At 73.2% G+C, this 12,004-nt stretch carries 12 protein-coding genes; 7 read left to right on the plus strand and 5 right to left on the minus strand.

Annotation, left to right across the window (positions count from 1 at the left end; genetic code table 11):
- Nucleotides 1-45: 45 nt before the first annotated feature.
- Nucleotides 46-1,095, minus strand: coding sequence for a family 2 encapsulin nanocompartment cargo protein polyprenyl transferase (locus ACF1ED_RS05135; RefSeq protein ID WP_391757019.1), 1,050 nt, complete (start codon nt 1,093-1,095; stop codon nt 46-48).
- 100 nt (nt 1,096-1,195) lie between these two features.
- Nucleotides 1,196-2,608 (minus strand): family 2B encapsulin nanocompartment shell protein, encoded by a 1,413-nt coding sequence (locus ACF1ED_RS05140; RefSeq protein WP_391757020.1) that lies wholly within the window; start codon nt 2,606-2,608, stop codon nt 1,196-1,198.
- Nucleotides 2,609-2,858: 250 nt separating this feature from the next.
- On the opposite strand from ACF1ED_RS05140, the gene ACF1ED_RS05145 reads away from it, so the two are divergent.
- Both ACF1ED_RS05145 and ACF1ED_RS05150 read left to right on the plus strand, forming a co-directional pair.
- Entirely contained in the window at nt 2,859-3,449 is a 591-nt protein-coding gene (locus tag ACF1ED_RS05145) for an N-acetylmuramoyl-L-alanine amidase (RefSeq protein ID WP_391757021.1), read from the plus strand.
- Between the two features lie 109 nt (nt 3,450-3,558).
- Nucleotides 3,559-4,464 (plus strand): 1-aminocyclopropane-1-carboxylate deaminase/D-cysteine desulfhydrase, encoded by a 906-nt coding sequence (locus ACF1ED_RS05150; RefSeq protein ID WP_391757022.1) that lies wholly within the window; start codon nt 3,559-3,561, stop codon nt 4,462-4,464.
- On the opposite strand, the gene ACF1ED_RS05155 is transcribed toward ACF1ED_RS05150, so the two are convergent.
- Nucleotides 4,443-6,038 (minus strand): Na+/H+ antiporter, encoded by a 1,596-nt coding sequence (locus tag ACF1ED_RS05155; RefSeq protein ID WP_391757023.1) that lies wholly within the window; start codon nt 6,036-6,038, stop codon nt 4,443-4,445. The genes ACF1ED_RS05150 and ACF1ED_RS05155 overlap by 22 nt on opposite strands.
- A gap of 77 nt (nt 6,039-6,115) precedes the next feature.
- Between ACF1ED_RS05155 and ACF1ED_RS05160 the strand changes: the two genes are divergently transcribed.
- From ACF1ED_RS05160 to ACF1ED_RS05170, 3 genes are all read left to right on the plus strand, one after another.
- A complete protein-coding gene (locus ACF1ED_RS05160; protein ID WP_391757024.1) occupies nt 6,116-6,376 on the plus strand; it encodes a UBP-type zinc finger domain-containing protein in 261 nt (86 codons plus the stop codon).
- Between the two features lie 289 nt (nt 6,377-6,665).
- A complete protein-coding gene (locus tag ACF1ED_RS05165; protein WP_043225060.1) occupies nt 6,666-7,079 on the plus strand; it encodes an anti-sigma regulatory factor in 414 nt (137 codons plus the stop codon).
- On the plus strand, nt 7,076-8,146 hold the full coding sequence (locus ACF1ED_RS05170) for an RNA polymerase sigma factor SigF (RefSeq protein WP_391757025.1): 1,071 nt from the start codon (nt 7,076-7,078) through the stop codon (nt 8,144-8,146). The genes ACF1ED_RS05165 and ACF1ED_RS05170 overlap by 4 nt, the downstream gene beginning before the upstream one ends.
- Before the next feature lie 33 nt (nt 8,147-8,179).
- Here ACF1ED_RS05170 and ACF1ED_RS05175 read toward each other — a convergent pair whose 3' ends face one another.
- Complete coding sequence (locus ACF1ED_RS05175; RefSeq protein WP_391757026.1) at nt 8,180-8,608, minus strand: hypothetical protein; 429 nt, start codon at nt 8,606-8,608, stop codon at nt 8,180-8,182.
- Nucleotides 8,609-8,732: 124 nt separating this feature from the next.
- Here ACF1ED_RS05175 and ACF1ED_RS05180 point away from each other — a divergent pair, with 124 nt between their 5' ends.
- Nucleotides 8,733-9,701 carry a diacylglycerol/lipid kinase family protein gene (locus ACF1ED_RS05180; protein WP_391757027.1) on the plus strand — a complete coding sequence of 323 codons (969 nt, stop codon included), beginning with the start codon at nt 8,733-8,735 and terminating at the stop codon, nt 9,699-9,701.
- 318 nt (nt 9,702-10,019) lie between these two features.
- A complete protein-coding gene (locus ACF1ED_RS05185; RefSeq protein WP_003953983.1) occupies nt 10,020-10,277 on the plus strand; it encodes a WhiB family transcriptional regulator in 258 nt (85 codons plus the stop codon).
- Between the two features lie 170 nt (nt 10,278-10,447).
- Here the strand turns inward: ACF1ED_RS05185 and ACF1ED_RS05190 are convergent, their stop codons facing one another.
- Nucleotides 10,448-11,914, minus strand: coding sequence for a sensor histidine kinase (locus ACF1ED_RS05190; RefSeq protein WP_391757511.1), 1,467 nt, complete (start codon nt 11,912-11,914; stop codon nt 10,448-10,450).
- Between the last annotated feature and the right edge of the window lie 90 nt (nt 11,915-12,004).

The following is a 12,004-nucleotide window of genomic DNA, read 5'->3' on the forward strand; positions in this document are numbered from 1 at the left end:
AGTGGTCGCGCAAGCCCGAAAGGGGACCGACTTCGGGGCCCCGCGTCAGCGGGTCCTGCGGGTCACGAACTCCGCCAGCGCCAGCAGGTCCCCGGCAGCCGAGAGGTCCGGCACCGCCCGCGCCAGGTGCTCGACGGCCCGGCCCATCCGCTCGGCCGCCTGGGCCTGGGCCCAGTCCCGGCCGCCGGCCCGCTCCACGGCGTCGGCCGCCGCCCGCACCGCCCGCTCGTCCAGGGCCGTACGGGAGTACAGCTCGGCCAGCTCCTCGCCGGCGGCGGTGCCGGAGGCGAGCGCCGCGACGACGGGCAGCGACTTCTTGCGGGCGGCCAGGTCGGCGCCGGCGGGCTTCCCGGTGCGCTCCGGGTCGCCCCAGATGCCGATGAGGTCGTCGATCAGCTGGAAGGCGAGACCGGCCTCGCGGCCGAAGGAGTCGAGCGCCGCGACCTCCTCCTCGTCCCCGCCCGCGTAGAGCGCGCCGAGGGCGCAGGAACAGCCGAGCAGGGCCCCGGTCTTGGCGGTGGCCATGGCGAGGCACTCGTCGAGGGAGACCTCGCGGGGGCCGCGCGCCTCGAAGGCGCAGTCGGCCTGCTGACCGGCGCAGAGCTCGATGACGCAGGCGGCGAGGCGCGCGGTGGCCGTGGCGGAGGCGGGGTGCGGGTCCTCGGCGAGCAGCCGGAGCGCCAGGGCGTTCATGGCGTCGCCGGCCATCATGGCGTCGGGGATCCCGAAGACGGTCCAGGCGGTGGGGCGGTGACGGCGGGTCGGGTCCTCGTCGACGATGTCGTCGTGGAGCAGGGTGAAGTTGTGGGCCAGCTCGACGGCGGCGGCCGCCTTCACGGCCCGGGCCTCGTCGGCGCCGAGCGCGCGGGCGGCGGCGAGCACCAGGGCGGGGCGGATCGCCTTGCCGGCCCGGCCGTCGACGGGCGTGCCGTCGGCGTCCTCCCAGCCGAAGTGGTACATCGCCACACGGCGCATCGAGGCCGGCAGGGTCTCGACGGTGGAGCGGATCTGGGGGTCGACGGCGGTCCTCGTCCGGTCGAGGAGCGCCACGGCGCCCGGCCCGTCGGTGACGGGGTCCGCGCTCGTCAGCGTCACGGTCTTTGTCGTCCTTCTTCGCGGCTGGTTGCGTTCACGGCTGGTCCGTCGCGTGCCGGGGCCGGCCGGACCGGGGGTGGGGCCCCGGTCCGGCCGGAGCTCAGCGGCGGCGGCTGATCTCGACGTTCTCCAGGACGCCGAGCGCGTCGGGCACGAGGACCGCCGCGGAGTAGTAGGTCGTGACGAGGTAGGAGATGATCGCCTGCTCGTCGATGCCCATGAAGCGGACGGAGAGGCCGGGCTCCACCTCGTCGGGGAGGCCGGTCTGGTGCAGGCCGATGACGCCCTGGTCGGACTCGCCGGTGCGCATGCAGATGATCGAGCTGGTGCCGGCGGCGGTGACCGGGATCTTGTCGCAGGGGTAGATCGGGACCCCGCGCCAGGTCGGGATCCGGGTGCCGGCCACGTCGAGGGTGTCGGGCACCAGGCCCCGCCGGTTGAGCTCGCGGCCGATGGCGGCGATGGTCCTCGGATGGGCGAGGAAGAGCTTGGAGCCCCGGCGGCGGGAGAGCAGCTCGTCGAGGTCGTCGGGGCCGGGGACGCCGTCGCGCGGCTGGATCCGCTGCCCGTAGTCGCAGTTGGCGAGGAGGCCGAACCGGCTGTTGTTGACCAGTTCGTGCTCCTGGCGCTCGCGCAGGGCCTCGACCGTGAGCCGCAGCTGGTGCTCGGTCTGGTTCATCGGGTGGTTGTAGAGGTCGGCCACCCGCGTGTGGACCTTGAGCACGGTCTGGGCGAGGCTCAGCTCGTACTCGCGCGGGGCGGCCTCGTAGTCCACGAAGGTGTGCGGGACGACGGCCTCGCCGACGTGGCCGGCGGAGAGGTCGATGGCCGCCTCGCCGTAGTCGTTGGTGGGCCGCTCGGCGCGGCCGGCGACCCCGGCGAGGTGCGAGGCGAGCGAGCCGGCGCGGGCGGCCAGGGCGGTCACGTGGGCGCGGGTGAGCTCCAGGACCGTGCAGGAGGTGGCGGCGCGGGCGGTCCACTCCCAGGCGGCGTCCTCGGCGAGGAGGGCGGCGTCGCCGAAGTGGGCGCCGTCGGCGAGGACGTCGAGCACCGTCTCGTCACCGTACGGCCCCTCGCCGATCCGTTCGACGCGGCCGTGCGCGAGGAGGTAGACGCGGTCGACGGGGGCGCCGGCGGCGGCGATGACCTCGCCGGCGGCGATCTCGCGCTGGGTGCAGCGGGCGGCCAGCTCACCGAGGGCCGCCCCGTCCTCGTACCCGCGCAGGGCCGGCAGCTCGCCGAGCTCGGCGGGGATCACGGTGACGCGGTCGCCGGTCTGGACGAAGGTGACGCGGCCGTCGCCCACGGAGTGGCTGAGCCGCCGGTTGACCCGGTAGGCACCGCCCTTGGCCTCGACCCAGGGCAGCGTCCGCAGCAGCCAGCGGGAGGTGATCTCCCGCATCTGCGGGGCCGACTTGGTGGTCGAGGCGAGGTTCCGCGCGGCGGCGGTGCCGAGACTCTGCTGCGGGACCCGCTCCGCGAGGACCTCGTCGCCGACCGAACCAACGGACATGGAACTCCCTCTCGTACGTCTGGTTTGCGAAAGGAAGCCTTTCAGCACGGAGCGTGTCGACGCCATTACACAATCGGGTGGGACTGTTCGGCGACCTTCGGGGCATGTCGCCCGATTTCCCGCCGGTCGGAGGAGCGCACGGCTCGGCCGGACTGTCCGGATCGGCTCGCACACGGTCCGAACGGATGGCGGTGGAAGATCGGAGTCCGGTACTCCGGAAGCTCGGTCCTCCCTCTGGAAGGAGCACGCCATGGCGGTTCCGCTGTCCGCGAGCAGGATCCTCCGCGCACTGCGCGACGAGGGCCTGTCGGTCGTCGAGGTCGGCGACTGGTCCACCCACAACAGGAACCACAAGGGCCCCTGGGGGCCGGTGCACGGGGTGATGGTCCACCACACCGTCACCCGGGGCACCGCGCACACCGTCCGGATCTGCCGCGACGGTTACCAGGGGCTGCCGGGCCCGCTGTGCCACGGGGTCGTCGCCAAGGACGGCACGGTCCACCTGGTCGGCCACGGGCGCGCCAACCACGCCGGGCTCGGCGACGACGAGGTGCTGCGGGCCGTGATCGCCGAGCGGAGGCTGCCGGTGGACGACGAGGCCACCACCGACGGCAACCGGCACTTCTACGGCTTCGAGTGCGAGAACCTCGGCGACGGCGAGGACCCCTGGCCCAAGGTCCAGCTGGAGGCGATCGCCAAGGCGTCGGCGGCGCTCTGCCGGGCGCACGGCTGGACCCACCGCTCGGTCATCGGCCACCGCGAGTGGCAGCCGGGCAAGGTGGACCCCCGCGGCTTCACCATGGCCTCGATGCGCGAGCGGATCGCCGACCTGCTGCGCTGAGCCCCGGCTCCGGCACGCGCGCGTGCGGCCGGGGGCGGCTCATCCGCGCGCGTGCCGGCGGAGCCGCCCCCGGCTCCCCCACGCGCGCGTGGCCCGCGAGAATGGCCGGGTGGACACGTACGCCCTCACCGCCCTCCGGCCCCGGCTCCCCTCGCCCCTGGAGCCGGTGGAGGACGAGCGGTTCACCCGGCGCGGGCTGACGCTCCTGCTGAAGCGGGACGACCTGATCCACCCCGACCTGCCCGGCAACAAGTGGCGCAAGCTCGCGCTCAACCTCCGCGCGGCGGACGGCCGGCCGGTGCTGACCTTCGGGGGCGCGTACTCCAACCACCTGCGGGCCACCGCGGCCGCCGGGCGCCTCCTGGGCTTCCCCACGATCGGGGTGGTGCGCGGCGACGAGCTGGCCGGGCGGCCGCTGAACCCCTCGCTGGCCCGGTGCGCGGCGGACGGCATGCGGCTGGAGTTCGTGGACCGCTCCACGTACCGGGCGAAGCACGAGCCGGCGGTGCTCGCCGCGCTCCTCGGCCGGGCCCCCGGGGGGACCTACGTGGTGCCCGAGGGGGGCAGCAACGCCCTCGCGGTGGAGGGGTGCGCGGCGCTGGGGCGGGAGCTGGCGGGGCGCGCGGACGTCGCCGCGGTGGCCTGCGGCACCGGTGGCACCCTGGCCGGCCTCGCGGCCGGTTTCGGCGGCCGGACGCTGGGGGTGCCGGTCCTGAGGGGCGGTTTCCTCGGAGGGGAGGTGCGGGCCCTCCAGGAGGCCGCCTTCGGCGGCCCGCGCGGCGACTGGTGGCTGGACGAGCGCTTCCACTGCGGCGGCTACGGCCGGACGACCCCGGAACTCGACGCGTTCGCACGGGATTTCGAGGCGCGGCATGAACTCGCCATCGAGCGGCTGTATGTCGCCAAAATGCTCCTCGCGGTGGTGTCCCTCGTCGAGGAGGGCGCCTTCCCGCCCGGGACCCGGATCGCGGCGGTGGTCACCGGGACCCGGGATCAGCCGGTCTCCTCGCGGTAGGCGGCGGCCTCCTCCAGGTCGAGGCGGCGCAGCAGGCTGCGCATCATCTCGTCGTCGATCCGGCGCTCGTCGCGGAGCCGGACGAAGACCTCCCGCTCGGCCTCGATCATCTCGCGCGAGAGCCGGCGGTAGGTGTCGTCGGCGGTCTCTCCGGTGAGGTCGTTGACCGCGCCGAGGCGCTCCCAGACGCTGTTGCGGCGGCGCTCCAGGACCGTGCGGAGGCGGTCGGCGAGGGGGCCGGGGAGGGCGTTGCGCTCGTCGGCGAGGAGTGCGTCGAGGCGGGCCTCGGCGGCCCGGGACGCCTCGCTCTGGGCCTGGGCCTCGGCCAGGGTCTCCTGGTGGCGGTCGCGGCCGGGGAGCTTCAGGGCGCGGATCAGCGGCGGCAGGGTGAGGCCCTGGACGACGAGGGTGCCGATGACGGTGGTGAAGGTGAGGAAGAGGACGAGGTTGCGGGCGGGGAACTCGACGCCGTCGGTGACGACCGGGATGGAGAAGGCGATGGCGAGGGAGACCACCCCGCGCATGCCGGCCCAGCCGACGACCACGGGCGCCTTCCAGTCGACGCCGGGCTCGCGCTCCCGGACCCCCGCGGAGAGCCAGCGGGGCAGGAAGGTGGCCGGGAAGACCCAGACGAAGCGCACCACGACGACGAAGACGAAGACCCCGGTGGCGTACCAGAGCGCCTCCCCGATGCCGTACTGGCCGAGCCCCTGGACGACGTAGGGCAGCTGGAGGCCGATGAGGGCGAAGACGGCCGACTCCAGGACGAAGGCGACCATCTTCCACACCGCCTCCTCCTGGAGGCGGGTGGCGAAGTCGACCTTCCACGCCTTGTGCCCGAGGAAGAGGCCGACCACGACGACGGCGAGCACTCCGGAGGCGTGCACCTCCTCGGCCGCCGCGTAGGCGATGAAGGGGATGAGGAGGGAGAGCGTGTTCTGGAGCAGGGGCTCGGTGAGCCGGGTCCGCAGCCAGTGGATGGGCACCATGAGGACCAGGCCGACGCCGACGCCGCCGATCGCGGCGAGGGCGAACTCGCCGAGGCCGCCCGCCCAGCTGACGCCCTCGCCGACGGCGGCGGCGAGGGCGACCTTGTAGGCGGTGATCGCGGTGGCGTCGTTCACCAGGGACTCGCCCTGGAGGATCGTGGTGATCCGGTGGGGCAGGCCGAGGCGGCGGGCGATGGCGGTGGCGGCCACCGCGTCCGGCGGGGCGATCACCGCGCCGAGGACGAGGGCCGCGGTGAGGGGCAGGTCGGGGACGAGGACGTACGCGAGCCAGCCGACGGCCACGGTGGCGAAGAGCACGTACCCGACGGAGAGCAGGGCGACGGGCCGGATGTTGGCCCGCAGGTCCAGGTAGGAGGACTCGACGGCGGCCGTGTAGAGCAGCGGCGGCAGGATCAGCGGCAGCACGACGTGCGGGTCGAGGGTGTAGTCGGGGACCCCGGGGGCGTACGAGGCCAGCAGGCCGACCGCGACGAGGAGGAGCGGAGCGGGTACGGGGGTGCGGCAGGCCAGTCCCGCCACCGCCGCGCTCGCCGCCACCAGTGCCACCAGCCGCAGTGCGTCCATGCCGCCCCTCCACCGTCCCGTCTCGCCGCTCGCCTCGTCCGCCCGGTCCGGGGCGTCCGCCACGTACCCTGGCCATCATGATCGAGTGCCCGCACGTAGCAGAAATGCCGCGCCCCGAGCCGGCCCCGCTCCACGAGACCTGCCCCGAGTGCCTGGCCGACGGGACGAACCCGGTGCAGCTGCGGCTCTGCCTGACCTGCGGGCACGTGGGCTGCTGCGACTCCTCGCAGGGGCGGCACGCCACCGGGCACTTCGACGCGACCGGGCATCCGGTGATGCGGACCTTCGAGCCGGGCGAGGCATGGCGCTGGTGCTTCCTGGACGAGGCGCTGGTCTGAGGGGGCCCGGTCTCTTCGGGGGCCGGGCGGTTCGACGGGCGGGCCGTTGGGTACGTCACCCCTCCGCCGGTCGCCGCTCTTTTCCACCCCCGCGCACCCCTGGCCACGTTCCGCACCCATGGGCCTACCATGAGTGACGGACCGGGCTCGGGGGCCGGGGGGCTTGCGGCGACACGGCAGGATGGATCGCGATAGCGTCACGGCGGACCGCGCAGCCCTGCGTGACCCGCCCGGTCCGGGGGCCTTCCCCCCGGGCCCCGAATGAGCTTGTGCCACCTTGGAGGTGAGGGTGTCCCAGATCGCAGGCGAGCCCGGGACCCAGGACTTCGTGGAAGTCCGGCTGCCCGCTGCGGGTGCCTATCTGTCCGTGCTGCGTACGGCCACGGCCGGTCTCGCGGCGCGCTTGGACTTCACCCTCGACGAGATCGAGGACTTGCGGATCGCGGTGGACGAGGCGTGCGCGATCCTGCTCCAGCAGGCGGTGCCCGGCTCGGTCCTGAGCTGCGTCTTCCGGCTGGTGGGCGACTCCCTCGACGTGACCGTGTCCGCGCCGACGACGGACGGCCGGGCCCCCGAGCGGGACACCTTCGCCTGGACGGTGCTGTCGGCGCTGGCCGGGAAGGTGGAGTCCTCGGTCGCGGAGGACAACACGGTCTCGATCAGCCTGTACAAACAGCGCGGCGCGGGGCCAGGCCCGGCGTGAGGAGCGGGGACGCGACGGCCGGCATCCCTGGGCAGCAGGCACGGCCGCATGAGGTCGCTACGGAGCAGCAGGCGGACCAGATGAGCGAGCACGAGCAGCAGCACGACGAGGCTCCCCCGGCACCGGACGGGAGCACCGGGCCCGGCGCCGCCGCGGCTCCGGCCGCCGCGGCTCCGGCCCCCTCGGACGCGGCACTGCCGGACCCGGCCACGGGGGCCGCGGCGGGGGAGGCCGAGCCGGCGGACCACGAGCCGGCGGACGACGGGGCCGCGGACGCGGCGGCCGGAGCCGTCGCCACGCACGGTCACCATCCGCAGGACCGCAGCGGTGCCCGGGCGCTCTTCGTGGAGCTGCGGTCGCTGCCGGAGGGCTCCCCGGAGAAGGCCGAGCTGCGCCACCGGCTGGTACGGATGCACCTGCCGCTCGTCGAGCACCTGGCGCGGCGCTTCCGCAACCGCGGCGAGCCGCTGGACGACCTGACGCAGGTCGCGACGATCGGCCTGATCAAGTCGGTCGACCGGTTCGACCCGGAGCGGGGCGTGGAGTTCTCCACGTACGCGACGCCGACGGTGGTCGGCGAGATCAAGCGGCACTTCCGCGACAAGGGCTGGGCGGTCCGGGTGCCGCGCCGGCTCCAGGAGCTGCGGCTGTCGCTGACGACGGCGACGGCGGAGCTGTCCCAGCAGCACGGCCGCTCGCCCACGGTCCACGAGCTGGCCGAGCGCCTCGGGATCTCCGAGGAGGAGGTCCTGGAGGGCCTGGAGTCGGCGAACGCCTACTCGACGCTCTCCCTCGACGTGCCGGACACCGACGACGAGTCGCCGGCGGTCGCGGACACCCTGGGCGCCGAGGACGAGGCCCTGGAGGGCGTGGAGTACCGGGAGTCGCTCAAGCCGCTCCTGGAGGACCTGCCTCCCCGGGAGAAGCGGATCCTGCTGCTCCGGTTCTTCGGGAACATGACCCAGTCGCAGATCGCACAGGAGGTCGGCATCTCGCAGATGCACGTCTCCCGGCTGCTCGCCAGGACCCTGGCGCAGCTCCGGGAGAAGCTCCTCGTGGAGGAGTGAGGCCCGAGGAGCGGGGCCCCGGGCTCCGGGGTCTCAGCTCTCCTGGCCGGGGCGCCGGATGCCGAGCGCCTCGGTCGTGGCCGGGTTGACCAGGAGGACGAGCCCGGTCACGGCGAGCGCGGCGAGCACGATGCCGTACGGGATCACGCCCTCGGTCCGCAGCATCTGCCAGGCGACCGGCAGGGCGAGGATCTGCGTGATGACGGCCGGGCCGCGGCTCCAGGAGCGCATCCGCCACAGGCCGCGGGCGGCGGCGAGCGGGATCAGGCCGAGTGCGAGGAGCGTCACACCGCCGGTCACCCCGCCGGTCAGGTCCGCGCCGTCGTCGAGGAGCGTCCGCACCAGCAGGTAGACGCCCCCGGCGAGGAGCCCGACGGCCTCCACGAGGGCCACGCCCGCGGCGGCGGCCAGCCGGGCCGGGCGGGGGGTCTGCTCCGTACTGCTCTGCTCCGCACTGCTCATGGAGGGCAGCGTAACGGGGGCGGCCGGGGAGCCGGGGCCGGGACCCCGGAGGGGGCCGCGGCGGAGGTGTCCGGGAGACGGTCGGGGCTGGGATCGGTACCGCCGGGTAGGTACGCTGGCGGTCATGCGCGCACTTCTCGTGGTCAACCCGGCAGCCACCACCACCAGTGCCCGCACCCGTGACGTGCTGATCCACGCGCTGGCCAGCGAGATGAAGCTGGAGGCCGTCTCCACCGAGTACCGGGGGCACGCGCGGGACCTCGGCCGGCGGGCCGCCGAGTCGGGGGAGATCGACCTGGTCGTGGCCCTCGGCGGCGACGGCACGGTGAACGAGGTCGTGAACGGGCTGCTGCACGGCGGGCCCGACCCGGACCGGCTGCCGGGCCTCGCGGTCGTGCCGGGCGGTTCGACCAATGTCTTCGCCCGCGCGCTGGGACTGCCGAACGACGCGGTGGAGGCGACCGGCGCCCTGCTGGACGCGCTGCGCGAGCGGAGCGCCCGGACGGTGAGCCTCGGGCTCGCCTCGGGGACGCCGGGCACCCCGGACGAGGAGGTGCCGGCCCGCTGGTTCACCTTCTGCGCCGGCCTCGGTTTCGACGCCAGCGTGATCGGCCGCGTCGAACAGCAGCGCGAGCGGGGGAAGCGGTCCACCCACGCCCTCTATCTGCGCCAGGTGTTCCGCCAGTTCCTGGAGGAGCCGAACCGGCGGCACGGGACGATCACCCTGGAGCGGCCCGGCGCCGAGCCGGTGGAGGACCTGGTCCTCTCCATAATCTGCAACACCTCCCCCTGGACCTACCTGGGCAATCGCCCGGTGTACGCGTCCCCGGAGGCGTCCTTCGAGACCGCGCTCGACGTGCTCGGACTGAGCCGGCTGTCGACCCCGGCGGTGGCCCGGTACGCCACTCAGCTGCTCACTTCCAGCCCCGAGAAGGGGCCCCGCGGCAAGCACGCGACGACTCTGCACGACCTGACCGACTTCACCTTGCATTCGAAGGTGCCGCTCCCGCTCCAGATGGACGGAGACCACCTGGGACTGCGTACGAGCGTGACGTTCACAGGCGTACGCCGTGCACTGCGTGTGATTGTGTGAGTGGAAGGGCCGAAAGTCCTTGCACTCGAACGTTTAGGCGCGCATCCACCCCTTAGAAGTACGGCTGTGACCTAGCCGACACCGAGGAATCAAAAAAAACTTTCCGGAAGGGGTTGTATCCGCTGCCGAGGTTTGCGAGTCTCTTCTTGGCGATCGGGACGGCCCGCAAGACCGGCCTCCACTGAAAGCCAGAACCCCTCCTCAAACCAAGGACCACACCGGTTCATCCGGCAGTCGGCCCTTCACTTGTTGAGGGATTCGTGAAAGCGTTCACATTCACAAGCAACTTGCACGTAATAACCAAGAGAGGTAGCAGCCATGGACTGGCGTCACAACGCCGTTTGTCGTGAGGAAGACCCCGAGCTGTTCTTCCCCATCGGCAACACCGGTCCTGCGCTGCTGCAGATCGAGGAAGCCAAGGCCGTCTGCCGCCGCTGCCCCGTCATGGAGCAGTGCCTGCAGTGGGCGCTCGAGTCCGGCCAGGACTCCGGCGTCTGGGGTGGCCTCAGCGAGGACGAGCGCCGCGCGATGAAGCGCCGCGCCGCCCGCAACCGGGCGCGCAACGCCAGCGCCTGAGCCACCTGCACAGCCTGAGGCACGCGGCGCGTACACCGCGTACGCATTCACCGCCCCCGAGCCGCAGCGCGCAGCAGTAAGCAGTACCCACAGCATTCGAGCCCCGGACCGATTCACTTCGGTCCGGGGCTCGCTGCTGTGCGTCACCGCCCGGGGGCGGTGACGGGAGGTCACTTCTGCGGGCGCACCGGGACGTCCAGGACCACCTTGGTGCCGCCCTCGCTGCCGGGCCGCATGTCGAAGGTGCCGCCCAACTCCCCTTCCACCAGGGTCCGTACGATCTGGAGCCCGAGGTTGCCGGCCTTCTGCGGGTCGAAGCCCTCGGGCAGGCCCCGGCCGTCGTCCCTGACGGTGATGAGGAGCCGGGCGTCGGGGCGGGGCTCGCCGCGGACCGCGCTGACCTCGACCGTGCCGTGCTCGCCGGGGGCGAAGGCGTGCTCCAGGGCGTTCTGCAGGACCTCGGTGAGGACCATGGAGAGCGGGGTGGCGACCTCCGCGTCCAGGATGCCGAAGCGGCCGCTGCGCCGGCAGGTCACCTTGCCCGGGGAGATCTCGGCGACCATCGCGATGACCCGGTCGGCGATCTCGTCGAACTCGACCCGTTCGTCCAGGTTCTGGGACAGCGTCTCATGGACGATGGCGATCGAACCGACGCGCCGGACCGCCTCGTTGAGCGCCTCGCGACCCCGGTCCGAATCCATCCGGCGGGCCTGGAGGCGCAACAGGGCGGCCACCGTCTGGAGGTTGTTCTTCACCCGGTGGTGGATCTCCCGGATGGTGGCGTCCTTGGTGATCAACTCGCGCTCGCGGCGGCGCAGTTCGGTGACGTCCCTGAGCAGCACCAGGGAGCCGATCCGGCTGCCCTTGGGCTTGAGCGGGATGGACCGCAGCTGGATGACCCCGCCGCTGCCCTCCACCTCGAAGTTCCTGGGGGCGTAGCCGGAGGCGAGTTTGACCAGGGCCTCGTCGACCGGGCCGCGGGAGGGGGCCAGTTCGGCGGTGATCTGGCCGAGGTGCTGGCCGACCAGGTCGGCGGCGAGGCCGAGCCGGTGGTAGGCGGAGAGGGCGTTGGGCGAGGCGTACTGGACCATGCCGTCGGCGTCCAGGCGGACCAGGCCGTCGCCGGCCCGCGGCAGCGAGTCCATGTCGGACTGCTCGCCGGGGTAGGGGAAGGTGCCGGCCGCGATCATCTGGGCGAGGTCGGAGGCCGACTGGAGGTAGGTGAGCTCCAGCCGGGAGGGGGTGCGGACGGTCAGCAGGTTGGTGTTCCTGGCGATCACGCCGAGGACCCGGCCCTCGCGGCGCACGGGGATCGACTCGACCCGGACCGGGACCTCCTCGCGCCACTCGGGGTCGCCCTCGCGGACGATCCGGCCCTCGTCGAGGGCGGCGTCCAGGAGCGGCCGGCGGCCCCGCGGGACCAGGTGGCCGACCATGTCGTCCTGATAGGAGGTGGGGCCCGTGTTGGGCCGCATCTGGGCGACGGAGACGTACCGGGTGCCGTCGAGGGTGGGGACCCACAGGACGAGGTCGGCGAAGGAGAGGTCGGAGAGCAGCTGCCACTCCGACACCAGCAGGTGCAGCCACTCCAGGTCGGAGTCGCTCAGGGCGGTGTGCTGGCGGACGAGGTCGTTCATGGAGGGCACGGTGCGAGCGTACCCGCGGAATTAACGGCTGGTGAACCTGGCTCTTCCGGGCTCCGTGTTGGAGGATGGGCCCGGAAACAC

The organism is Streptomyces sp. NPDC014656 (assembly GCF_043084305.1).
In the GTDB taxonomy this organism is placed as follows: Bacteria; Actinomycetota; Actinomycetes; order Streptomycetales; family Streptomycetaceae; genus Streptomyces.

Excerpts from the sequence above, each read along its gene's own strand:
- ACF1ED_RS05190 (WP_391757511.1), bottom strand. The coding sequence starts at position 11,914 with ATGAACGACCTCGTCCGCCAGCACACCGCCCTGAGCGACTCCGACCTG.
- ACF1ED_RS05140 (WP_391757020.1), bottom strand. The coding sequence starts at position 2,608 with ATGTCCGTTGGTTCGGTCGGCGACGAGGTCCTCGCGGAGCGGGTCCCG.
- ACF1ED_RS05185 (WP_003953983.1), top strand. The coding sequence starts at position 10,020 with ATGGACTGGCGTCACAACGCCGTTTGTCGTGAGGAAGACCCCGAGCTG.
- ACF1ED_RS05180 (WP_391757027.1), top strand. The coding sequence starts at position 8,733 with ATGCGCGCACTTCTCGTGGTCAACCCGGCAGCCACCACCACCAGTGCC.
- ACF1ED_RS05160 (WP_391757024.1), top strand. The coding sequence starts at position 6,116 with ATGATCGAGTGCCCGCACGTAGCAGAAATGCCGCGCCCCGAGCCGGCC.
- ACF1ED_RS05145 (WP_391757021.1), top strand. The coding sequence starts at position 2,859 with ATGGCGGTTCCGCTGTCCGCGAGCAGGATCCTCCGCGCACTGCGCGAC.
- ACF1ED_RS05175 (WP_391757026.1), bottom strand. The coding sequence starts at position 8,608 with ATGAGCAGTGCGGAGCAGAGCAGTACGGAGCAGACCCCCCGCCCGGCC.
- ACF1ED_RS05155 (WP_391757023.1), bottom strand. The coding sequence starts at position 6,038 with ATGGACGCACTGCGGCTGGTGGCACTGGTGGCGGCGAGCGCGGCGGTG.